The organism is Urinicoccus timonensis, from assembly GCF_900232945.1.
GTDB lineage: Bacteria > Bacillota > Clostridia > Tissierellales > Peptoniphilaceae > Urinicoccus > Urinicoccus timonensis.
Genome location: NZ_OCTU01000006.1, coordinates 1 through 23,556 on the forward strand (window position 1 = coordinate 1; position 23,556 = coordinate 23,556).

Sequence of the window (23,556 nt, forward strand, 5' to 3'; positions counted from 1 at the left end):
TAGCTACCTTTTCACGCCCGCCTGTTTCTCCTGATAAATATTCTAGCACTAGTTTTATTTTAAATTCTTTTGTGTATTTTGGCATACAAAAAACCCCTCCATCCGTATTCCGGATTTTGGGGTTCAGGTCAGGCTCAACCGCTGGTCTAAAAGTCTTTTATTTTCAATTATTGGTCAACATAGGAGTCAAAGTATCCTTGAATCCAAACCACAGGGGTTCCCTTGTCTCCACTACCACTGGTAAGGTCACTTAAGGACCCTAAAAGGTCGGTTAGGTTTCTAGGAGTGGTTCCCAGGGTTTCATCGGCTCCAACCAGAGATTCTGGCTTGGTCTTAATTTTTTCTTCTAGGACAGCATATTTTTCATCATCAGACAGGCCTTCCAGTTGGTTGTCGGCAACGTACTTCATCTTGATTTCGTTGGGGGTTCCCAAAAGTCCCTTGGTATAACCAGGAGAGACTACAGGGTCCGCAAGTTCCCAAATTTGTCCTACTGGATCCTTAAAAGCGCCGTCTCCATAGACTAAAACTTCAATATGCTTGTTGGTTTTTTCATAGAGGCGTTTTTGAAGGTCTTCAGCAAAGCTTTGGGCATTCCTAGGGAATAACTTCACTGTGTGGTCATTGCTGAGGTTGGATCCCAAAAGACCATAATCATCGTTGTAGCCACCAGTTTCACCAGGGCTAGTCATAATATCATCCAGGCCGTAAACCACCTTTGCACCGGCTTGCTTTAGCATGTCTTTAATTCTTTTCCGGGTATGGATACTGGCCACCAGGACTTCATCACAATAATTTAAGATGGCACAGGGGTCGTTGGCAAAGTGGATTTCCACTGGAGTATTTCCACAAACCTTGTGGTAGAGGTCAACATAGTCTACACCGGTAAAGGCATGTTCCAATTTACCGAAGATATGACGGAATTCGTCTTCTTCTAAAACATCGGTATAGGGATTGGTCTTACTCTTATAGAGGGCCTCAGGTAAGATTAAGTGGTTGCCCACTTCATCGGCAGGATAGCTCATTAAAATATGAATTTTTTTACCGGCTTGGGCAATCCCCTTTAATAAAATCGAAAAGCGGTTCCGACTTAAGATTGGGAAGACAAGGCCAATTTCGCCGGAGTACTTTGAATTAATATCTGCGGCAATTTCTTCTGTAGTACAATAGTTTCCTTGAGCTCTAGCAACTAAGGATTCAGTGACAGCAACGACGTCCTTGTCGCGAAATTCGATGCCTTCTGATTTAGATGCACGCTCTAAAGAATCTACCACAATGTCAATAAGGGGATCTCCATTCATAACAATGGGAGTTCGAATCCCTCTTACAGTTGTTCCAATATAACGATTCATTCAATAACTCCTCCATTTCATATTCCATTATAGTCTACTTTAACTTGAAATAAAAGGAAAAAATGACTAGATTTCCCTTAGACCCTTTTCAGTAAAGAGGGCTTGGACTGGGATATCGTAAGAGGCAGGATCCAGGTCAGGGACGATTTGTTCTTCCAGGCAAAGACCAATGCAATAGCAGGGGTGGTCTTTTAGGAAACGATCGTAGTAGCCTCCTCCGTAGCCAATCCGGTAGCCTTGGAGGTCAAAGACCAGGCCCGGAACTAAACAAAGGTCAATCTTTCCCTTGTAGGCAGGAGTATTGGCCTCAATTAAATGAAAAGGACCAGCTACTAGGTCTTCCTTGGACCGGATGGGGCAGGCTTCCATGCTTCGGTCTTGAGGCTTGGTTCTAGGGATTAAGATTTGGTGGTGGTGCCAGGTGGAATAAAGGGCCTTGCGGGTAGGGAGTTCGTCTTCAATACTAAAATAAGAAAAGATAGTTTGGGATTCCAGGTTAGAGAGAAAGTCCACTAAGGCTTCTTGAAAAGCTTGAATTTTTTCTGCTTGGAAGGTCTTTCTTCTTTCTAACCAGTAGCGACGGTAGGTATTTTTATCCATAAATCCTCCTAAAAGGGAAATAAGTAACAAAAAAGTAACAAATTTTTACAAAATAGTTTCAATCTCATTCTACTTATATTATAATATAAAATTGAAGAAAGTGGAATGAGGAGGAATAGCTTTGATTATTTTTAATCATGTCTACAAGGAATATAAGAATGGGGTTATGGCACTCAATGATGTCAGCCTAGAAATTCCTTCCGGGGATTTTGTATTTCTTGTTGGAGCAAGTGGAGCCGGAAAGTCAACGATGATTAAATTACTTATAAGAGAAGAACAAGTCAGCAAGGGCTTTATCCGCATTAACGATACAGATATTTCGGCCATGCCTAAATATAAAATTCCAAAACTCAGACGAGAAGTCGGGGTCGTGTTTCAAGACTACCGTCTACTAGATCGAAAGACAGTTTTTGAAAATATAGCCTATGCCTTGGAGATTACCGGGGAAAGTAGTAGTGAAATAAAGAAACGGGTAGAATCTGTCCTGGAAACTGTCCACTTGGAAGACAAGCAAAACTGTTATCCAACAGAGCTGTCTGGGGGAGAATCCCAAAGGGTTAGTATTGCTCGAGCCATGATTCATCGGCCTAAAATACTTGTTTGTGATGAGCCTACGGGGAACCTGGATTTTGATACAGCCAAGGATATTATGGATGCCTTGGATCGATTTAACCAAGAAGGGGTTACCATTGTTATGGCAACCCATGCCAGAGAAATTGTGGACGCCATGAAAAAAAGGGTTGTCTCCTTAGAAAATGGATCCATTTTATTTGACCAAGAAAGTGCGGGATATTATGAAAACCCTCAGACAATTTAGAAATATTATTCGAGAAGGCCTGGTGGGCATGTGGAGAAACCTGGGCATGACTGTGGCTTCAGTAGTATCCATTACTTTTGTCCTTTTGATGTTTGGCTTTGTCCTTCTCATGGTACTTAATGTAGAACAAGTGGTTTTTGAATCGGGAGCCAAATTGCAAAAAATTGTGGTCTTTTTCGAAAATAATACCCCCCAGGACAAACTAACAGAGGTTGAAAAAAAGTTTAAGACCATGGAGGGTGTTGATAAGGTTGAATTTACCAGCAAGGAAGAAGCCTTAAATGAAATGAAGGACCGCTTAAAGGGTGATGACTACATCCTGGAAGGACTTCCAGAAAACCCCCTACCCGTTTCCTTTACCCTCCACTTAAAAAGCTTAAATGATGGAGAAAGAGTGGCCCGGGAAGCCAAGACAATTCCAGGTGTCTACAAGGTCCAATACTATAATGAACTGGTCAACAATATGTTGAGAATCTATCGGGGGGTTCGCTATGGAGGGACGGCCACTATTGGAATTTTACTTCTGATTGCCATTGTCCTAATCCACAACACCATCCGAATTACCCTACAAAATAGGCGGAGAGAAATTCAAATTATGCGCTATGTAGGGGCCAACAACTACTATATCCGAGGACCCTTTTTGATAGAGGGGCTCTTGTTTGGATTACTTGCAGGAGTTTTAGCCTGCGTCATTCTCTACTTGCTATATCAATATAGTTTTAATCGATTTAATCCTCAATTGTTAGATATTTTAGGAGTCGGCTTGTTTGTACCCGACCGGAAGTTATCCATGAACTTGTTTGTTATTTTAGCAAGTCTGGGGATGGGGATTGGTTACTTGGGAAGTATTATTTCCGTAACCCGTCACTTAGATGTTTAGGAGGTTTTTGTGAAACATAAAGATTGGTTGCAAAGAGGGCTCTGTAGCCTCTTGATTTTGACAAGCTTGGCACCTGGAGCTATTTACGCTTCATCCAAGGACCTGCAAAAGGCCCAAAGCCAAAAAAAGGCAATTCAAGAACAATTGAATAACAAGCAATCTGTAATCAATTCAACCAAAGCAGAAGTATCCAGTGTTGCTGAAGATATCAAGGCCTTGGACCTTTCTATAACCAATGCTAGCACAGAACTTTATGCCCTAATGGACAATATTAAGGTTTTGGAAGGCGATATTGCCAAGGCCCAAAAAGAACTTGACCAAGCCCAAGCGGAACTTAAAAAATCCCAAGATGCCTTTGCCCAAAGAATCAAGGTCATGTATGTTAAGGGGGATATAGGCTACCTAGATGTCTTGTTGAATTCCGAAGATATGGAGTCTTTCTTAACCAATGTAGAATTGATTAAGGTCATCAACAGACAGGACCGGAAATTGGTGGCCAAGATTAAAGCTCAAGTAGATACCATCCGGGCAAAAAAAGAAGAGCTGACCCAGAAAAAAGCAGCCCTTGAAAGTCAAAAGGCCCAAGCCGAAGAAAAGAAAAGAGCCTTGGAAGAAGCCAACCAGGCCAAGCAAGTCTATATGGTGAACCTAAAGGGAGACCTTTCAGCCTATGAAGATGACTATGATGAAATGCTTAAGGAAAGTAAGCAGCTGGAAGCTAGGATTCAACAAATCAAAAATGACATCCAAGAACAAAAGCGTTTGGCCGAATTAAAGAAAAGGGCCCAAGAAAAAGCCAACAAGGCAAAAAGGGCAGGATCCTCAGGTACAGTTACAGAACTTCCTATGGCATCTAGTCCCTATGTTCGGAGCAATAAAAGTTTAACCTGGCCAGTTCCAGGCCATAGCCGTATTTCTTCTCCCTTTGGCTACCGGATTCATCCAGTTTTGGGAACTCGTAGGCTTCATTCAGGAGTGGATATTCCTGCACCGAGTGGAACCCCTATTGTAGCTGCTAAGTCAGGCATTGTTATTACAGCCAGCTATATGGGGTCCTATGGAAATGTCGTCATGATAGATCATGGAGATATTGTTACTGTCTATGCTCATAATTCCAGTCTCAAGGTCAGTGTAGGCCAACAAGTATCCGCAGGTCAGGTTGTGGCCTTGGCCGGATCTACAGGCCGCTCAACAGGTCCCCACTGCCACTTTGAAGTTAGGGTAGGAGGAAGACCTGTAAATCCCTTGAGCTTTGTATAATAAAAAGGGGACGATATAATGAAAAAAAGATGGATTTTCATGACCCTATCCCTTTTATTGGTGACCAACCTACTTACTTTTTATTTTTCCAAAAAGGACTCTGTATTCTCTAACTCCTTAACTGGAAAACAAGCCATAAAGATGGAATACCTCAAGGAGTTTATAAAAAAGAACTACTTGAGAGAGGTGGATGAAGGTAAGTTTTATGAAGGTCAATTAAAGGGGATTGTGGCTTCTCTTGGAGACCCTTATTCAGAATATTACAGCAAGGAAGAAATGCAAGAGCTGATGGACTTTACTTCAGCTAGCTTCTACGGAGTCGGCATTGTCCTATCTCCAGGAGAAGACAATCGGATTACAGTGGTTTCAGCCATCAAGGGAAGTCCAGCGGACCAAGCGGGACTTTCTGCCGGAGATAAGATTATCAAGATCAATGGCAAGGACTTTATGGGAGACCAGTTAACCAAGGCTGTGGAAGAAATCAAAGGAAAAGAAAACACCAAGGTTCAAATCCAAGTCTTAAAGTCTGACAGCAATAAGCTGGAAGACTACCAGCTGGAGAGAAAGAAAATCAGCGTAGATACGGTTATTTCTAAAAAGTTGGACCAAGATATAGGATATATTGGGATTACCCAATTTTCAGACCACACTAGCAAGGAGTTTGACCAACACTTGAACAAGCTCCAAAAGCAAGGAATCAAGGGCTTAATTCTTGACCTTAGGGGGAATCCTGGAGGCTATATGGATGCAGCCACAGCCATTGCAGATAGCCTTCTACCCCAGGGCACCATTGTTACAGCCAAAAATCGTGCCGGCAAATTGGTGGAAAATGTCCAATCAGACAACCGGGCCCTTAACCTGCCCATGGTGGTTGTGATGAACAAGGGGTCAGCATCAGCCAGTGAAATTTTGGCTGGAGCCTTGAAGGACCATAAGAAGGCAACCTTGGTGGGAGAAACTTCTTATGGCAAGGGAGTTATCCAAATTGTAAAGACCTTTCCCAAGGGGGATGGCCTAAAACTTACTGTAGCTGAATATTTTACACCAAATGGGGTAAGTATAGATAAGAAGGGCATCGAACCAGATGTCCAGATTAAGTTGCCTGAAAATATTAAAGGAATTGGTTTGGACTATCTTGAAACAGATAGCCAATTAAATAAAGCAAGAGAGATATTAAAGGATAAAATTTAAAGAAAAGCTATCTAGTTTTGCTAGATAGCTTTTGTGCCTATGTAGAAAAGAGGGAAGCGATGGAGTTTAAAGTACATGCGCCTTTTGAACCCATGGGAGACCAGCCCCAGGCCATAGACCAATTGGCCCAGGGGATTGTCCGAGGAGATAAACATCAAACCCTAAAGGGGGTTACGGGGTCCGGGAAGACATTTACCATGGCCAAGGTCATTGAAAAAGTTCAAAAGCCAACCCTGGTGATTGCCCATAATAAGACCCTGGCCTACCAATTGGCCAGTGAGTTTAGGGAGTTTTTTCCTGAAAATGCTGTGGAGTATTTTGTCTCCTATTATGACTACTACCAACCCGAAGCCTATGTGCCTCAAACAGACACCTTTATCGAAAAGGATTCTTCCATTAACGATGAAATTGACAAGCTGCGCCACAGTGCAACCATGAGTTTGTTTGAAAGAAAAGATGTCATTATCGTAGCCAGTGTCTCCTGTATCTATGGTTTGGGGGACCCTATTGACTATGAAAATCTGGTAGTTTCCTTACGACCGGGGATGGTCAAGGATCGAAACGATATTATGTCCAAGCTAGTGGACATTCAATATGTCCGTAATGATGTGAATTTTATCCGGGGAACCTTCCGAGTTCGGGGGGATACTTTGGAGATTTTTCCAGCCCATAGTTCAGAAAATTCCTATCGGATTGAATTTTTTGGCGATGAAATCGACCGGATTACAGAAGTCAATGCCTTAACAGGGCATGTAGTGGGTTATTGCAACCATGTGTCTATCTTCCCGGCCTCCCACTTTGCCACTTCGGAAGAAAAGGTGCAAAGGGCCCTGGTGACCATTGAAGAAGAATTAGAAGAACGCCTAGCTCAACTGAAGGACCAGGACAAGCTATTAGAAGCTCAAAGGTTGGAGCAAAGAACCCGCTATGACCTGGAGATGTTGGCGGAAATGGGTTTCTGTACGGGAATCGAAAACTATTCCAGACACTTGTCAGGACGGGCTCCTGGCTCAAAACCCTATACCCTGATTGATTATTTTCCCAAGGACTTCCTCACCATTATTGACGAGTCCCATGCCACCATTCCTCAAATTGGAGGGATGTACAATGGAGACCGGGCTAGGAAGACAACCCTGGTGGAATATGGTTTTCGACTGCCCTCAGCCCTGGATAACCGGCCTATGAGGTTTAGTGAATTTGAAGCCATGATGCACCAATGCCTCTATGTATCAGCCACACCTGGCCCCTATGAAAGAGAGCATTCCAGTCAAATTGTAGAGCAAATTATCCGTCCTACCGGACTTTTAGATCCGGCCATTACTGTTCGGCCTACGGAAAATCAAATCGACCAAATTGTTGCAGATATCCACAAGCGGATGGAGAAAAAAGAAAGGGTCCTTATTACAACCCTGACCAAAAAAATGGCAGAGGACCTGACGGACTATTTAAAAAGTCTAGACCTCAAGGTAACCTATATGCACTCGGATATTGACACCATTGAAAGAATGGAGATTATTCGAGACTTGCGACTGGGAGTTTATGACGTCTTGGTGGGCATCAACCTTTTACGGGAGGGCTTGGACCTACCGGAAGTTAGTCTTGTTGTCATCCTAGATGCTGACAAGGAAGGCTTCCTACGGTCTGAAACAAGCTTAATCCAAACGGCTGGTCGGGCCGCTCGAAATGTCCAAGGCCAGGTCATTATGTATGCTGACAAGATTACCGACTCCATGCAGGTAACCATTGATGAAACCAATCGGAGACGGGAAATCCAAGATGCCTTTAACAAGGCCCACCACATTGAACCCAAGTCTGTTCAAAAGAGTGTTCGAGATATTATTGCCGCCACGATTGCTGCCGAAGAGGAAGAGGACTACCAGGATGAATTTGATGTGGATGACATCCAAGCCATGATTGAAAACCTCAAACCAGAAATGTATCGGGCTGCAGAAGAACTGGACTTTGAACGAGCAGCAGAAATTCGTGATAAGATTAAAGAATTGAAGTTACAAATACAATCCATCTATGAAAGGGAGGCAGAATGAGAGATTCCCATATTGTCATTCGTGGAGCAAGACAACACAACTTAAAAAATATTAATGTAAAGATACCCAGGAATAAATTTGTCGTAGTAACGGGTCTATCAGGGTCGGGGAAGTCTTCCCTGGCCTTTGATACCATCTATGCCGAAGGGCAAAGACGGTATGTGGAAAGTCTATCCTCCTATGCCCGGCAATTTTTAGGCCAGATGGATAAACCGGAAGTGGATGAAATAACCGGCATGAGTCCGAGTATTTCCATAGACCAAAAGACCACTAGTAAAAATCCCCGGTCCACTGTTGGAACAGTGACTGAAATTTATGACTATCTCAGGCTTCTTTTTGCTAGGATAGGCCATCCCTATTGTCCCAAGTGTGGCAAGGAAATTACATCTTTCAGCATCGACCAAATGGTGGATGAGCTCATGAAGTTGGATGAGCGGACCAAGATTCAAATCTTGGGTCCCAATGTAGTTCAGAAAAAGGGCATGCATAAAAAGCTCTTGGAATCCATTAAAAAAGAAGGCTATGTCCGGGTCCGGATTGATGGTCAACTCCATGATTTAATGGAAGACATTGAACTGAATAAAAATCAAGCCCATACCATTGAAACTGTTGTAGACCGGTTGATTATCAAAGAGGGCATTGAGTCTCGCCTAGCAGATTCTCTGGAATTGGCTACAGAAATTGGCCATGGCCTGGTCCATGTGGATGTCATTGGAGGAGAAACTAAGGTTTTTTCAACCAAATTATCCTGTCCCCATTGTGGTATTGCCATTGAAGAAATTAGCCCCAGGTCTTTTTCCTTTAACAACCCCCTGGGAGCCTGTCCCACTTGTAATGGGATTGGTTATTCTAAGGAACCTGATGTGGACTTGATTTTACCCAATAAGGACTTGTCTATAGACCAAGGGGGGATTTCCTGCTATTCCAACAGTCCGGGAACCTACTACTATGAAATTATTCGAGGCTTGGCCAAGAAGTTTTCTGTAGACACCAAGGTCCCCATTAAAGATCTGCCAAAAGACTTTTTAGATGCCCTCCTTTATGGGAGTGACCAGGAAATTTCTATCAGCTTTGATTCTTATTTTTCTGGTCGTAAGCGCTATCGTGGAACCTTTGAAGGGATTATCAACAACCTCAAAAGACGCTATACAGAAACAAATTCAGACCGGATGATTGATCGGATTGATGACTTTATGACTGATATCCCCTGTCCGACTTGTCATGGAGCTCGGCTCAAAGAAAGTCTCCTATCTGTTCGGATTGACGGCTTAAACATCTATGAAGTGACGGAATTATCCATTAGCAAGACCCTGGACTTTTTCAAGAAGTTGGAATTAACAGAAAAGGAAAAAATTATTGCCAGTGAGATTTTAAAAGAAATTATATCTCGCTTGTCCTTCCTGGACAATGTGGGCTTAAACTACCTGACCCTGGCTAGGATGAGCGGTAGCTTGTCCGGGGGTGAAGCCCAAAGAATTCGTCTGGCCACACAAATTGGATCGGCCCTGGTAGGAGTCATCTATGTTTTGGACGAGCCTTCGATAGGTCTCCACCAAAGAGATAATGCCATGCTTTTAAAGACCCTCCGGGACTTGACAGACCTGGGAAATACCTTGATTGTGGTAGAGCATGATGAAGAAACCATGGAGGCAGCTGATGAAATTATAGATATTGGACCGGGAGCCGGAATCCATGGAGGCCAGCTGGTGGCCCAAGGAACAGCTGAGGATATTATGAAGGTCAAGGAGTCCATTACAGGAGACTATCTCAAAAAACGGCGACAAATTAAGGTGCCCAAGGAAAGAAGACCTGGAAATGGCCACAAGATTCATGTCAAGGGGGCTGGTGAAAACAACCTCAAGGACATTGATGTGGACTTTCCCCTAGGTAAATTTATTGTGGTTTCAGGGGTCAGTGGGTCTGGAAAGAGTTCTCTAGTCAATGAAGTTCTCTTAAAGTCCCTCCAACAAAAAATCAACAAGTCCCGAGTTAAGCCGGGGCGCTGTAAAAAAATTACAGGTCTAGACCAAGTGGACAAGGTAGTGGATATTGATCAAAGTCCTATCGGTCGGACACCGCGGTCAAATCCTGCAACCTATACAGGAACCTTTGATATCATTCGAGATCTTTTTGCCATGACCAATGAGGCAAAAATGCGGGGCTATAAAAAGGGACGCTTTTCCTTTAATGTCAAAGGGGGCCGGTGTGAGGCCTGCAAGGGGGATGGTATCATCAAGGTAGAAATGCACTTTTTACCTGATGTCTATGTCCCCTGTGAAGTTTGCAAGGGGAAGCGCTACAATCGAGAAACCCTGGAAGTAAAATACAAGGGGAAGAATATTGCTGAAGTTTTAGATATGACTGTGGAAGAAGCCTTGGACTTTTTTAAAAACCATCCTAGGATTGTCCGCAAATTACAGACCCTTATGGATGTAGGGCTGGGCTATATCAAGCTGGGGCAACCTTCTACCCAATTGTCTGGGGGAGAAGCCCAAAGGATTAAGCTGGCAACAGAACTTTCCAAGCGGTCCACAGGAAAGACAGTCTATATCTTAGATGAACCTACCACAGGTCTCCACATGTATGATGTAGACAAGCTGGTCCAAGTCTTAAACCGCCTGGTAGACCTGGGCAATACCGTTATTGTCATTGAACACAATTTAGATGTTATCAAGGTGGCTGACCAAATTATCGACCTAGGTCCCGAAGGGGGAGATGGTGGAGGTCAAGTCATCGTTACTGGAAGTCCAGAAGAAGTTGCCCAATGTGAAAAATCATATACAGGTCAATTTTTAAAGAAGATATTGTAGGAGGAAGGAATGAAGAAGCTAAGAAAGAATCTTATGATTTTGATGGTCTGCCTAATCTTATTGCCATCGAACTTATATGCCCAGTGGGTTAGGCCCAACCACTTTGTCAACCAAAAGGGAGCCCAAAGGGTTGCGGAGATTAAAAGGTTTCAAGCCCAAAATAACTTGGTTGTAACCGGGGGCTTAAACAAGGAAACACAAAACATGCTCTACAATCAAGACCTCCGAGCCCGGGATGTGGTGAAGAATCCACCCAGTCAAGGATATTGGATTGTCGTAAATAAGACTCGGCTTTCTTTAACCCTTTATAAGGGGGACAAGGTTGCCGGCAAGTATCCGGTTTGCCTGGGGACCAGCCGGACCTCTACCCCATCCGGCAAGGGGAAAATTCAGAACCGTCAAATCAATCCCGCCTGGGGAGGAATGAATGGAAAGTACAAACCTATTGGAGCCAATGATCCTAGAAATCCTCTAGGGGAACGCTGGATGGGACTTAAGCTTCCTGGCAAAAGTGGCTATGGAATCCATGGCACCATTAAACCTCACGAAATAGGGACTTATTCTAGTAATGGCTGCATTCGGATGTACAATTACGACATTGAAAATTTTGTCTTTCCCAGGATGACTCTAGGTGCCCCTGTTTGGATTGGAACAGATGCTGAACTGGCTAAAATGGGCATCCAACAAGTCATTGAAAAGGGAGCGAGCCAAGCTCAAAATCAAGCTCCTCCAGTAGAAAAAGAAGTTAAATTAAAGGCCATTACCCTATATTAAAAGTAGGATCCCAGGGATTTGAAAGAATTTCTGGGATTTTCTTTGTATTGAACTTGATTTTATCGGATAAAGTGTTATATAATGATTCCATTATATTTAATTTTGGAAGGAGGCCTTAATCTTGATGCCCAATTTGTCATGCAAGAGCCACTGGAGCCACTGGGTCCACACTACAGACTCCAAATCTATGAGAAGAATCCGTCTGTAAGTTTGGTAAGCCGTTGAAATACAGAGGAGGAAAATCATGTTAAAAAAGTTATCTAGTATATTGTTAGTTATTGCAATGATTGCAAGTATTGCTGCTTGTGGAAAACAAGAGTCTAATGGAGGCTCATCCCAAGGACCGACCCTAGCTAAAATTAAAAAAGAGGGAAAATTAGTTTTGGGAACCAGTGCAGACTACCCACCCTATGAATGGATTTCCAAGGACCAAGATGGCCAAACCCAAATTATTGGAGCCGACATTGCCTTGGCTCAAGCCATTGCCGATGAATTAGGGGTTGAATTGGTGGTTCAAGACATGCAATTCAATGCAATTATCCCATCTTTAAAGTCTGGAGAAGTAGATATCGGCCTGGCTGGAATTGTTGACAATGAAGAACGCCGTGAAGTTGTGGACTTTTCAGAATCTTACTTTGCTGGAGACCAAGGTCTTTTGGTCCGTAAGGCTGATGCCGCAAAATATACATCCAAGGACAGTTTAAAGGGAGTAAAACTAGCAGCACAAATTGGAAGTACCCAAGATGAATTGGCCAAGACCATTGAAGGGGCAGATTACGAAGGAATGACCAACCAAAACAACATTGTTTTAGAGTTAAAGAACCATACCTTTGATGCAATGGTTGTTGCAGGTCCTCCAGGACGTCAATTTGCAAGTTTAAACCAAGACCTAGTCTACCAAGATGTAGGCTTTGAAGATGAAGGAAAAATGTCTGTGGCTGTGGCCAAGGGCAATGAAGATTTAATCGAAATCATCAACAAGGTTATTGGGGACTGGACCAAGGAAGGTAAGATGGATGCAGAAATTGCAAAATACACCGACCTATCCAGTAAAGAAGTCGAAGAATTACAATAAAACTCCCGTTAGGGAGTTTTTCATTTAAGGAGGAAACATGGACTTTATACAAAAGCGAGTCTTGTTTATCAGTAAATATTGGAAGGACTATGCCAATGGATTAAAAGTAACCTTAATCCTGTCCATTATTGGAGTCTTTTTTGGGGTTTTAATTGGAGCCCTTTTGGCCCTGGGACGTCGGAGTAAGAATCCATTTTTAAATAAGCTTTCCTCAGCAATTGTAGAAATTATTCGGGGAACCCCCTTGATTGTACAAATTACCTTATTTGTCTACTCGGTCCTCAACATTATTCCACCGGAATTCACTTTTTTGAGAAATAAGATTTTTCTAGCTTCAATTCCCATGTGCTTAAACTCAGGGGCCTATATTTCTGAAATCATTCGGGCGGGAATCCAAAGTATCGACCAAGGTCAAAGTGAAGCAGCTCGGTCCTTGGGAATGAGCGAGCGACAAACCATGCTTCATATCATCCTACCCCAGGCTGTAAAAAATATCCTACCGGCCCTAGGAAATGAATTTGTCACCTTAATTAAGGAGTCTGCTGTGGTTTCCATCGTAGCCCTCCACGATATGATGTATTATGCAGAAGCCATTCGGGGAGCAACCTTTAAGGCCTTTGAACCCTATTTTTATGTGGCAGTCATCTATTTTGTACTAACCTACAGCCTGACAAAGCTTTTACAACAATTTGAAAGGAGGCTCCACCGCAATGATCGTTACTAATAAAATCAGCAAATATTTTGGAGACCATAAGGTCCTAGATGAAATTTCAGAGGAAATTCAAGACGGAGAAGTCGTAGTTATCATTGGACCCAGTGGATCGGGAAAGTCCACCTTCCTGCGTTGTTTAAATGGCTTAGAAGAAGTAACATCAGGGTTAATCCTTGTGGATGGGCAAGACATTACCCAGCCTGATGTCAACATCAACCAAGTCCGGGAAAATTTGGGTATGGTTTTTCAACATTTTAACCTCTTTCCCCACAAGACTGTTTTGGAAAATTTAACCCTGGCACCCAAGCTTGTCAAAGACAAGGATGCCAAAGAAAAAGCTCTTCGCCTCCTGGACCGGGTGGGTCTTTTGGACAAGAAGGATGCCTATCCAGCTTCCCTGTCTGGGGGACAAAAACAAAGGATTGCCATTGTCCGAGCCCTGTGTATGGATCCCAAGGTGATGCTTTTTGATGAGCCTACATCTGCCTTGGACCCTGAAATGGTGGGAGAAGTTTTAGAAGTAATGAAGGACCTGGCTGACCAGGGAATGACCATGGTCTTGGTCACTCATGAAATGGGCTTTGCCAAGGAGGTGGGAGACCGAATCCTCTTTATGGACAAGGGACAAATTATAGAAGAGGGTCGGCCAGAAGACCTTTTTAATAACCCTCAAGAAGAAAGAACCCGGGACTTTTTGTCCAAGGTTTTAAGTTAAAGACGAGTAAAGTAAGAGTGAGAGAAATCTCACTCTTTTTCATTGTCCAAAAAGAAGGCTAGTAAGACTTACCGGGCTTTAAATTAAAGGACTGGGAAAAATTAAGGAATCTATTTTGCCTAGCTACTTTTTTATTTGGTCTATTTCGGATATAATAGAGAAGAATGAAGATTTCGAAGGGGTGAAGTATGATTGTTTCAATCGTTCTGGCAGCAGGCGAAGGGACACGAATGAAGTCAGACCTACCCAAGGTCTTGCATCGGATTGCAGGTAAACCCTTGGTGGACTATGTCATTCGCGGTGCCAAAGAAGCTGGCGCAGAAGAAACAGTAGTCGTCATCGGCCATAAGGCAGACTTGGTCAATGAGGAATTAAAAAATAAAGGGGTTGTTATCCGAAAACAACCAATGTCTGCAGATGTCCCCTATGGGACTGGTTTTGCCGTTATGCAAAGTTTAGATTGTTTTAAAGATGACGATGTTGTAGTTATTTTAACGGGAGATACCCCCTTAATTACAGCAGATACATTAAAGAACTTTATAAACTTCCATCAAAACAATGGCTATGAAGCTTGTGTTTTAACGGCAAATTTAAAGGATCCCACAGGCTATGGGCGGATTGTCCGTAGGGAAAATTCTAGTATTGGCAAGATTGTAGAAGAAAAGGATGCTACCATCAAGGAAAAGGCCATTCAAGAAGTGAATTCAGGAATTTTTACCTTTCAAGGAAGGGCCTTGCGTAATGCCCTAACCCATTTGGAAACGGACAATGCCCAAGGGGAACTGTATTTAACAGATGTTATTAAGATTCTCAACGAAAAAGGTCACAAGGTTGGGGGCTATACCCTAAAGGATGCCAATGAAATGTTGGGAATCAACTCCCGTATCCAGTTGGCCCATGTGGATTCCTTAATCCGCAAGAGGATTAATGAGCGTCATATGGAAAATGGGGTTTCTTTTATGGACCCCGGGTCCACCATTGTGGAAGATGATGTAGAAATTGGTCAAGATACCATCATCTATCCAGGAGTCGTCTTGTCAGGCAAGACCAAGATTGGAAGTCACTGTGTCCTATATGGGTCTACCCGGGTTGTAGATTCTACCGTTGGGGACCATGTTATTTTGGATAATGTCTTGATTGAAGAATCCATTGTCCATAATCATGTAAAACTTGGGCCCTATGCCCACTTAAGACCCAAGTCGGAAATCAAAGACCATGTGAAGATTGGAAACTTTGTAGAAGTAAAAAATGCTAGTCTTGGGGAAGGAACCAAGGCCGGCCACCTGGCCTATATTGGAGATGCCAGTGTGGGAGATGGTGTAAATATTGGTTGCGGAACAATTTTTGTCAATTACAATGGCCTGGAAAAATTCCATACAAATGTAGGAGACCATGCCTTTATAGGGTCTAATTCAAACCTGGTAGCACCAGTGGAAGTGGAAGACTATGGATACATTGCAGCAGGATCAACCATTACCAAAAAAGTGGAAGAGGGACAATTGGCCATTGAAAGAGGAAAGCAAAAGAACATTGACCATTGGTCAGAGAGAATGGGCATGAAAAAAGACGAGGGGGTTCAAAAATGAGTCAAAATTATGGAGATATCATCGTATTTACAGGGAATTCAAATGATTCCTTGGTGGAATTAATTTGTGAAAACTTGGGGATTGAAGAAGGGGATTGTGAAGTTCGCCAATTTTCAGATGGAGAAATCAATATCAATATTGGTGAAACCGTTCGGGGCAAAGACGTTTTTGTCATCCAATCCACATCCAGTCCGGTAAATAATAATTTAATGGAATTATTAATCCTCATGGACGCCCTAAAGAGGGCTTCTGCCGGTCGGATTAATGCCGTGATTCCCTACTATGGCTATGCAAGACAAGACCGTAAAACCAAGGCTAGAGAACCCATTACATCAAAGCTAGTAGCAGATCTTATTACTGTAGCTGGGGCAGACCGGATTGTTTGTATGGACCTGCATGCTGGTCAAATCCAAGGATATTTTGATATACCTGTAGACCATTTAAGTGCTATTCCCTACCTGGCAGACTATTTTAAGGATATGGTCAAGAAAGAAGACTTTGTTGTCGTCAGTCCAGACCTAGGCGGGGTAACCCGGGCTCGTAATTTCTCCAACCACCTAAACCTTCCTATTGCCATTATTGAAAAAAGAAGACCTAGACCTAATGTCAGCGAGGTCATGAACATCATTGGAGACATTGAAGGGAAAAACTGTATCCTAATTGACGATATTGTAGATACAGCAGGAACCATCTGCCAAGCTGCCCAGGCCCTCCAAGACCGGGGAGCCAAGAAAGTCTATGGTTGTGCAACCCATGGTGTATTATCTGGACCGGCCCTAGACCGTTTGGAAAATTCTGTTTTGGAAAAATTCATCATTACTGATACCATTGAACTGCCAGAAGAAAAACGAGGCCACTCTATTGACGTCGTTAGTGTTGCCAAGGTTTTTGCAGATGCAATTTCTAGAATCAATGCCAACACATCCGTTAGTGCTATGTTTGATTAAGGTGTCCTGTGAAAGTTATTGTTGGCTTAGGAAATCCCGGGAAACAATATGAAAACACCCGGCATAATGTAGGCTTTAACGTGATTGACCTTTTGTCTCAAGTCCTGTCCATTCCCGTGAACAAGGCCAAGTGTAAGGGGCTTTATGGTCAAGGGACTCGGAATGGAGAGAAAATCTTTTTATTAAAGCCCCAAACCTATATGAATAATAGTGGGAAAAGTGTCCAAGAATTTATTCGATATTTCAATATTCCTATCCAAGATGTCTTGGTTTTGGTGGATGATATTGACATTGACTTTACTGAAATCAAAATCAAGGCCAAGGGGTCAGCGGGAACCCACAATGGCCTAAAGTCCATTATTGCCATGACAGGATCTCAAGACTTCCCCCGCCTCAAGATTGGCGTAGGGAAAAAACATCCAGAGGAAAATTTGGCAAATTTTGTCCTGGGGCGCTTTCCCAGGGACCAACAAGAAGAAATGAAACAATGCCTTGACCGGGCTGCTGAAGCAGCGATAGCCATTTTGGACCATGGAGTTTCTTATGGAATGAATCACTTTAATGGAAAAGCAAAAGAGCTCAAGTCTTAAGACTTGAGCTTTTGAAGTGGAGGAAAGATGGATTTTTTTATTGAATGCATGGAAAAGACAAGTTCATACCAAGAGCTAAGGACCGGCATTCAGGAGAAGAAGTTTCCCCTTATGCCCTATGGCCTTGTAGATGGTGCCTACGAACACCTTTTGGCCAGTCTTTCCCAAGACTTGGACCAAGCCTTTTTGGTCCTATATCCGGATGTCTTTTCTGCTAGAAAATTTTATGAAAGCATCAAACATATTGGGGAAGAGTCTGTTTATTTACTTCCCTATAGGGAATATTTTTATTTTACCAGCCTGTCCTCCAACCAGTCTGATAAGGGAGAGGGATTAGAGGCTCTAAAGGCTCTTTTGGAAGGTAGGTGCAAGGTCCTAGTTACCAGCATTGAAAATCTAGAAAAGAGATTTATGGCCCCGGACCGGATGAAGAAGGCTTCCTTTTCCCTTGCAGTGGGGGATGAGCTTGACCTGGAAGACCTCTTGGAAAGGCTTGTAGCTATTGGCTATGACCGGGTAGACCAAGTAGAAGGACCGGGGCAGTTTTCCAACCGGGGAGGGATTGTGGACCTCTTTACTTATGAAAAAAATCCCATCCGGATAGAGTTTTTTGACACAGAGGTGGACTCACTAAGAAGCTTTGATGTAGCCAGCCAAAGGTCTATTGCCAGTAAAGACAAGATAGATATTGTTCCCTATGGGGAATTTATCTTCAAGGCTGGGGAAAAAGAGGCCATTGTGAAGAGGGCCAAAAAGGACCTGGAGGGGGAAAATCTACCTGACCGGAGCCTGGAAAAATTTCAGCCCTATTTTGAAGAATTTTTAGAAAGCAACCAGGTATCCAATATGGACCTCCTCTTGCCTTACCTGGGTAAGGCGTCCTATGCAAGTATCTTGGACTACTTTCAAAGTCCACCCCTGGTCTTTATCAAGGACCTCCACCAAGCCTTCCAAAATTTGGACCACAAGGCCCAAAAAAACTTGGAGGATTTGACAGAAATGCTCCAATTAGGAGAAGTCTTAAAGGGCCACCTAAGTCTGGTCAAGACCAAAGAAGATAGTCTTAAGGCCTTAAAGGACCAAGACCTGGTCCTCCTCCAAGGAGTCATATCCTCTTTAGAAGGAGTGAGGGTTAAGCAAAAAATTCCCTTTGATTTAAAGACCACAGTTAAGTACAAGGGTCGAATGGACCTCTTCTTGGAAGAAATCCAAGGTCATGTCCAAAAAAAGACCCAGGTCATCATTTTTGGAGGAGACAGCAATAAGTGTCGGGACCTGGTGGACTATTTAACAGCCAACCACTTGGCGGTTACCTACCTGGAAGACCGTCAGCAGGAAGTCGAGGATGGCATTATTATTACACCAGGATCTATTGTTTCTGGCTATGAGTACCCCAAGGAAGGCTATGTCATCTACAACCATGGGGAAATTTATGGCCAGGAAAAGAAGAAAAAGAAGAGGTCTAGAAAAGGCAAGGCCTTAAACTTTGAAGACTTAAAAATTGGCGACTATGTAGTCCATGAGGCCCATGGGATTGGTCAATATGTAGGCACCAAGCAATTGGAAATCCAAGGAACCATAAAGGATTATATTAAAATTTCCTACCGGGGAGGAGACAACCTCTTCCTTCCCATGGACCAATTAAGCATCATCCATAAGTTTATCGGTAAGGAAGGCCAGCCGCCTAAGATAAACCGTTTAAATAGCCCTGAGTGGAACCGGACCAAGTTAAAGGCCAAAAAAGCTGTTGAGGTCATGGCAGAGGACTTGATCCAACTCTATGCCAAGAGGGAAGAGGCCAAGGGCTTTAAATTTTCCAAGGATGATAGTTGGCAAAGAGAATTTGAAGACGCTTTTGAATACGAGCCTACAGAAGGCCAACTGGAAGCGTCTAAGGAAATCAAAAGAGACATGCAGTCCAACCGGCCCATGGACCGGCTCTTGTGTGCCGATGTGGGTTATGGAAAGACGGAAGTAGCCTTAAGGGCAGCCTTTAAGGCGATTTTAGACGACAAGCAGGTGGCTTTTTTGGTTCCCACCACCATCCTTGCCCAGCAACACTACAATACAGCCCTTAAAAGGTTTGAAGATTTTCCCGTAGACTTAACGGTCCTATCCAGGTTTCGGACGGCCAACCAGCAAAAACAGGACCTGAAAAAATTAAAGTCTGGGCAGATCAACCTGGTTATTGGGACCCACAGGCTCCTATCCAAAGATGTCCACTTTAAGGACCTGGGCCTTTTAATTGTCGATGAAGAACAACGCTTTGGGGTCCGTCATAAAGAAACCTTGAAGATGTTAAAAGAAAATGTAGATACCTTGACCTTGACAGCAACTCCCATTCCCAGGACCCTGCAAATGTCCATGGTGGGGATCCGAGACATGAGTGTCATTGAAGAACCTCCCCAAGAGAGGTTCCCTGTCCAAACCTACGTAGTGGAACAAAATGACTACATGGTCCGGGAGGCCATCTTAAAGGAAATTGAACGAGGAGGCCAGGTTTATATGGTTTACAACCGGGTAGCCACTATGGAATCCAAGCTTAGACAGCTCAAAGACCTGGTACCTGAAGCCCGCTTTGCCATCGCCAATGGACAAATGAGTGAAAGTCAATTGGAAGACACCATGTTGGACTTCGTCAATGGAGAGGTAGACGTCCTCTTGTGTTCCACCATTATAGAAACCGGCATGGATGTAAAAAATGCCAATACCATGATTATCTATAATTCCAACCACCTAGGTCTGTCTCAACTCTACCAATTAAGAGGACGGATTGGTCGAAGCAACCGGATTGCCTATTGTTATTTAACCTATGAAAAAGATGTCAGTATGAGTGAAATAGCAGAAAAGAGGCTCCAAGCCATAAAAGAATTTACAGAATTTGGTTCTGGCTTTAAAATCGCCCTTCGAGACCTGGAAATTCGTGGGTCTGGGTCGATTTTAGGTAGTAAACAGTCTGGTCACATTGATGCCATTGGCTATGACCTCTATGTTAAATACTTGAAGGAGGCCATTGCTGAACTTAGGGGAGAGGCTCCACAAGAAAAAATAGACACCAGCATTGAATTAAATGTAGATTCCTATATTGAACCATCCTACATCCAAGACCCATCCCAAAGAATGGAAATCTATAAAAAAATTGCCATGGTGGAAAGCCAAGAAGACTTTGAAGACTTGATGGATGAATTAATAGACCGTTTTGGAGAACCCTCCAAGAAATTAATTAGCCTCTTAAGAATCAGCTGGTATCGGAATGCCAGTGGCCAGTATGGCATTGAAAGCATTAACCAAAAGGGACAAGATATCCAAATTAATTTTGCCCAGGGAGAAAAATTGGACCTGGCTGTGGTCAATGAATTAAAGCGAAAGTATCGTGACCAAGTGACCTTTTCCCTATCTGGGGCCAACTATATCCATTTTAAAAAGGTTAAGGATCCCCTTTTGCTTATTGAAGACAGCCTAAAAACTCTTAAAAAACAGAAAAATTTCACATAAATTTCATAGAATATTGTATAATGGATACTATAACTGAAGAAGATGAAAGAGAAAGGATGTTATTTGATGAAGAATAAAGCAGTAAAACTAGTAACTGGTGCCCTACTGATGGGACTCTTGGTCACAGGATGTGGAAAAAAACCTGCAGGAGTGGCAGCCAGCGTAGATGGGCAAGATATTCCCATGGAAGCCTACCAAACAGAATATTGGATGCAAAGAAACTATATTGTTCAACAATATGGAGATAAATATCTAGAAGAAAATGTAGTCCAAGGTCAAGATAAGACGGTAGATACAGCCTTAAAAGAAATGGTTTTGAAAAACTTGGAACAAATGGAAATGATCCGTCAAGAAGCCAAGGATGCTGGCATTGAAATCAAGGATGAAGATGTTAACCAAGTTTTGGAAAATATGAAAAAACAATATGGTGGAGAGGAAGCCTTCCAAAAAGCCTTAAAAACAGAAGGAATGACGGAAGATTATTTAAAGAAAAACATTAAAAATTCCATCTTAATGGAAAAATATTCTGCCCACCTTCAAGACACTATTAAGGTTTCAGATGATGAAGTGAAAAAATACTATGACAAGCACAAGGATGAATTGGCCCAAGTAGATGCCTCTCACATCCTGGTTAAGTCAGAAGATATGGCCAAAAAGGTCAAAAAAGAGTTAGACCAAGGGGCTAAATTTGAAGATTTGGCTAAAAAATATTCCACAGATACCTCCAACAAGGACAATGGAGGAGCCCTAGGCTACTTTGGAAAGGGACAAATGGTCAAAGAGTTTGATGAAAAAGTCTTTTCTATGAAGAAGGGTGAAATTTCTGATCCTGTTAAGACTGAATTTGGCTACCACATTATCAAGGTTAACGACATCAAGGATTCTCTAGAATCCATGAAAGATGCCCTAAGCCAACAAGTGAAGTCAGAAAAAGTTCAAGAAAACATGAAAAAAGTTGAAAGTAAGAAAAAAGTTAAAGAATACGTCAACTTTAAAGATGAAGTAGAATTGCCTAAGGGAATGGAAAAGGTAACAAAGAATGACAAGGCCCAAGACCAAGGCCAAAATCAAAAGGCAAAAAAAGAAGATAAATAAGACAAGGAGGGCTGGATTTTCCAGCCTTCTTTTTTTCTTTTTAAAATAAAAAAGAGCAAGCTAAGGAAAAAAAGCAAGAAAAATTAGGGGGTAAGATAAAATTTCATAGAAAAATCCTGAAAAGTGGCTTTTTATCTAGACAAACGGTTCATAATCTAGTAAAATACATACTTGTTAGGGGGTTCGATTTGGGAAAAATATATATCGTGGGTCTTGGACCATCGGATGCAGACCAGCTGACCAAAAAAGCCCTGGAAGCCATCCATAGTGGTCGGAAGAACTTTCTTCGAACAGACCAACATGAAAGTGTAAGCTATTTTAAAAACAATGAGATTCCCTATCTAAGTTTTGATGGTCTCTATCAAGAGCTAGATTCTTTTGACGAAATCTATACCGGGATCTACCAAGAGCTCATCCAAGCTGCTGAAAGAGAAGATATCAACTATCTGGTGCCGGGAAGTCCTATGATTGCTGAGAAGACAGTAAAAATGCTCTTGGACAAGCTAGACTCAGACCAATATGAAGTGATTCAAGGTTTAAGTTTTCTAGAACCAGTTTTTACCCTATGCCATTTGGACCCTGTAGAGGGATTTATCCTGGTGGACGGGGATAACTACCACTGGACGGACTTTAATCCCCACTTGGCTAATTTGGTAACCCAGGTTTATAATTCTCGTATTTTAGCAGACTTGAAACTGTCCTTAGGAGAAATTTATGGAGATGATCATGAAGTTTTCCTTGTCAGCGATGCAGGCTTAAAGTCTGAGAAAATGGACCGGGTAAAGGTTCATGCCTTGGACCGGTGTCAGGCTTCTTACCAAACCAGTCTCTTGGTACCGAAATTGGACAAAAAGAAAAACTGGCAAGACTTGGCCAAGGTTATGGAAGAGCTTCGAGGACGCCATGGTTGTCCTTGGGATTTAGAACAAACCCATGAAAGCATCTGCCCTGATATGATTGAAGAATCCTATGAGGCAGTGGATGCCATTAAAAGTGGCGATTTAGACCAAATGGTTGAGGAGCTGGGGGATGTATTGTTTCAAGTTTACTTCCACAGCCAAATTGCCTATGAACAAGGGGAGTTCAACCTTTATGATATCTGGACCCAGGTGACCAACAAACTTATCCATCGTCATCCCCATGTTTTTGACCAAGAAAAGTATGATGAAGGAAATTGGGATCGGATTAAAGACCAAAGCCGAGGCTTTAAGACCTTTGCTCAGCGTCTAGAAGATATCCGGGGGCTACCAGCCTTAATGAGGGCACAAAAAATAACCCATCAAACTGGCAAAATTGGATTTTTTTGGCAGGATGCTCAAGAGGTTTTTTCCTGTGTCCAAGAGGAAATGGATGAATTAGCCCAAGCCTTAGCAGAAGGAGATTCCAACCATATCCAAGAAGAAATTGGAGATGTGTTTTACAGTTTGGTCAACTTGTGCTATGCTTTAAATTACGCAGCAGAAGACATTATGCACCAAGCTTGTAAGAAAATAATTCATCGACTAGAAAAAATGGAAGAATTGGCGATGAAGGATCAATTAGATTTTCAACATCTAGATTTCAACCAGTTAGAGAACTATTGGAAGCTAGTGAAGAAAATAGAAAAATAATG

Annotated in this window: 18 protein-coding genes; 16 read left to right on the forward strand and 2 right to left on the reverse strand. The window is 42.6% G+C overall.

Translation table 11 applies throughout. The features are described 5' to 3' along the window. Positions 1-167: 167 nt before the first annotated feature. Both CS898_RS08725 and CS898_RS08730 read right to left on the reverse strand, forming a co-directional pair. On the reverse strand, positions 168-1,352 hold the full coding sequence (locus CS898_RS08725) for a coenzyme F420-0:L-glutamate ligase (protein ID WP_009430365.1): 1,185 nt from the start codon (positions 1,350-1,352) through the stop codon (positions 168-170). Positions 1,353-1,418: 66 nt separating this feature from the next. Then, on the reverse strand, positions 1,419-1,952 hold the full coding sequence (locus CS898_RS08730) for a 5-formyltetrahydrofolate cyclo-ligase (RefSeq protein ID WP_009430958.1): 534 nt from the start codon (positions 1,950-1,952) through the stop codon (positions 1,419-1,421). Between the two features lie 121 nt (positions 1,953-2,073). Between CS898_RS08730 and ftsE the strand changes: the two genes are divergently transcribed. The 16 genes from ftsE (at position 2,074) to mazG (ending at position 23,554) form a co-directional block, all read left to right on the forward strand. Then, complete coding sequence (ftsE, locus tag CS898_RS08735) at positions 2,074-2,769, forward strand: cell division ATP-binding protein FtsE (protein WP_009431274.1); 696 nt, start codon at positions 2,074-2,076, stop codon at positions 2,767-2,769. Continuing rightward, on the forward strand, positions 2,747-3,649 hold the full coding sequence (gene ftsX / locus CS898_RS08740; protein ID WP_009431871.1) for a permease-like cell division protein FtsX: 903 nt from the start codon (positions 2,747-2,749) through the stop codon (positions 3,647-3,649). Before ftsE ends, ftsX begins: the two co-directional genes overlap by 23 nt. A gap of 9 nt (positions 3,650-3,658) precedes the next feature. Continuing rightward, positions 3,659-4,909, forward strand: a complete 1,251-nt coding sequence (locus tag CS898_RS08745; protein WP_099208849.1) for a murein hydrolase activator EnvC family protein — start codon at positions 3,659-3,661, stop codon at positions 4,907-4,909. Between the two features lie 18 nt (positions 4,910-4,927). Continuing rightward, complete coding sequence (locus CS898_RS08750) at positions 4,928-6,100, forward strand: S41 family peptidase (RefSeq protein WP_099208850.1); 1,173 nt, start codon at positions 4,928-4,930, stop codon at positions 6,098-6,100. Positions 6,101-6,159: 59 nt separating this feature from the next. Further along, on the forward strand, positions 6,160-8,145 hold the full coding sequence (gene uvrB, locus CS898_RS08755) for an excinuclease ABC subunit UvrB (protein WP_099208851.1): 1,986 nt from the start codon (positions 6,160-6,162) through the stop codon (positions 8,143-8,145). Beyond that, positions 8,142-10,955, forward strand: coding sequence for an excinuclease ABC subunit UvrA (uvrA, locus tag CS898_RS08760; protein ID WP_099208852.1), 2,814 nt, complete (start codon positions 8,142-8,144; stop codon positions 10,953-10,955). Before uvrB ends, uvrA begins: the two co-directional genes overlap by 4 nt. 9 nt (positions 10,956-10,964) lie before the next feature. Further along, complete coding sequence (locus CS898_RS08765; protein WP_099208853.1) at positions 10,965-11,729, forward strand: L,D-transpeptidase; 765 nt, start codon at positions 10,965-10,967, stop codon at positions 11,727-11,729. Between the two features lie 244 nt (positions 11,730-11,973). After that, positions 11,974-12,804 (forward strand): transporter substrate-binding domain-containing protein, encoded by an 831-nt coding sequence (locus CS898_RS08770; protein WP_099208854.1) that lies wholly within the window; start codon positions 11,974-11,976, stop codon positions 12,802-12,804. Positions 12,805-12,841: 37 nt separating this feature from the next. Beyond that, positions 12,842-13,528 (forward strand): amino acid ABC transporter permease, encoded by a 687-nt coding sequence (locus tag CS898_RS08775; protein ID WP_099208855.1) that lies wholly within the window; start codon positions 12,842-12,844, stop codon positions 13,526-13,528. Next, positions 13,515-14,231, forward strand: a complete 717-nt coding sequence (locus tag CS898_RS08780; protein WP_099208856.1) for an amino acid ABC transporter ATP-binding protein — start codon at positions 13,515-13,517, stop codon at positions 14,229-14,231. The genes CS898_RS08775 and CS898_RS08780 overlap by 14 nt, the downstream gene beginning before the upstream one ends. A 188-nt stretch (positions 14,232-14,419) precedes the next feature. Continuing rightward, positions 14,420-15,817 (forward strand): bifunctional UDP-N-acetylglucosamine diphosphorylase/glucosamine-1-phosphate N-acetyltransferase GlmU, encoded by a 1,398-nt coding sequence (glmU, locus tag CS898_RS08785; RefSeq protein ID WP_099208857.1) that lies wholly within the window; start codon positions 14,420-14,422, stop codon positions 15,815-15,817. Continuing rightward, a complete protein-coding gene (locus tag CS898_RS08790; RefSeq protein ID WP_099208858.1) occupies positions 15,814-16,764 on the forward strand; it encodes a ribose-phosphate diphosphokinase in 951 nt (316 codons plus the stop codon). The genes glmU and CS898_RS08790 overlap by 4 nt, the downstream gene beginning before the upstream one ends. An 8-nt stretch (positions 16,765-16,772) precedes the next feature. Continuing rightward, positions 16,773-17,354, forward strand: coding sequence for an aminoacyl-tRNA hydrolase (gene pth, locus CS898_RS08795; RefSeq protein ID WP_099208859.1), 582 nt, complete (start codon positions 16,773-16,775; stop codon positions 17,352-17,354). A 27-nt stretch (positions 17,355-17,381) separates the two neighbouring features. Continuing rightward, entirely contained in the window at positions 17,382-20,849 is a 3,468-nt protein-coding gene (gene mfd / locus CS898_RS08800; protein ID WP_099208860.1) for a transcription-repair coupling factor, read from the forward strand. Between the two features lie 66 nt (positions 20,850-20,915). Next, complete coding sequence (locus CS898_RS08805; protein WP_159459154.1) at positions 20,916-21,944, forward strand: peptidylprolyl isomerase; 1,029 nt, start codon at positions 20,916-20,918, stop codon at positions 21,942-21,944. Between the two features lie 188 nt (positions 21,945-22,132). Further along, positions 22,133-23,554 (forward strand): nucleoside triphosphate pyrophosphohydrolase, encoded by a 1,422-nt coding sequence (mazG, locus tag CS898_RS08810; RefSeq protein WP_009430893.1) that lies wholly within the window; start codon positions 22,133-22,135, stop codon positions 23,552-23,554. Positions 23,555-23,556 lie beyond the last annotated feature (2 nt).

Bases quoted from the DNA above. Each gene is read 5' to 3' on its own strand.
- CS898_RS08725 (WP_009430365.1), bottom strand. From the start codon at position 1,352: ATGAATCGTTATATTGGAACAACTGTAAGAGGGATTCGAACTCCCATT.
- CS898_RS08730 (WP_009430958.1), bottom strand. From the start codon at position 1,952: ATGGATAAAAATACCTACCGTCGCTACTGGTTAGAAAGAAGAAAGACC.
- ftsX (WP_009431871.1), top strand. From the start codon at position 2,747: ATGAAAACCCTCAGACAATTTAGAAATATTATTCGAGAAGGCCTGGTG.
- CS898_RS08750 (WP_099208850.1), top strand. From the start codon at position 4,928: ATGAAAAAAAGATGGATTTTCATGACCCTATCCCTTTTATTGGTGACC.
- uvrB (WP_099208851.1), top strand. From the start codon at position 6,160: ATGGAGTTTAAAGTACATGCGCCTTTTGAACCCATGGGAGACCAGCCC.
- uvrA (WP_099208852.1), top strand. From the start codon at position 8,142: ATGAGAGATTCCCATATTGTCATTCGTGGAGCAAGACAACACAACTTA.
- CS898_RS08765 (WP_099208853.1), top strand. From the start codon at position 10,965: ATGAAGAAGCTAAGAAAGAATCTTATGATTTTGATGGTCTGCCTAATC.
- CS898_RS08770 (WP_099208854.1), top strand. From the start codon at position 11,974: ATGTTAAAAAAGTTATCTAGTATATTGTTAGTTATTGCAATGATTGCA.
- CS898_RS08775 (WP_099208855.1), top strand. From the start codon at position 12,842: ATGGACTTTATACAAAAGCGAGTCTTGTTTATCAGTAAATATTGGAAG.
- CS898_RS08780 (WP_099208856.1), top strand. From the start codon at position 13,515: ATGATCGTTACTAATAAAATCAGCAAATATTTTGGAGACCATAAGGTC.
- glmU (WP_099208857.1), top strand. From the start codon at position 14,420: ATGATTGTTTCAATCGTTCTGGCAGCAGGCGAAGGGACACGAATGAAG.
- CS898_RS08790 (WP_099208858.1), top strand. From the start codon at position 15,814: ATGAGTCAAAATTATGGAGATATCATCGTATTTACAGGGAATTCAAAT.
- mfd (WP_099208860.1), top strand. From the start codon at position 17,382: ATGGATTTTTTTATTGAATGCATGGAAAAGACAAGTTCATACCAAGAG.
- CS898_RS08805 (WP_159459154.1), top strand. From the start codon at position 20,916: ATGAAGAATAAAGCAGTAAAACTAGTAACTGGTGCCCTACTGATGGGA.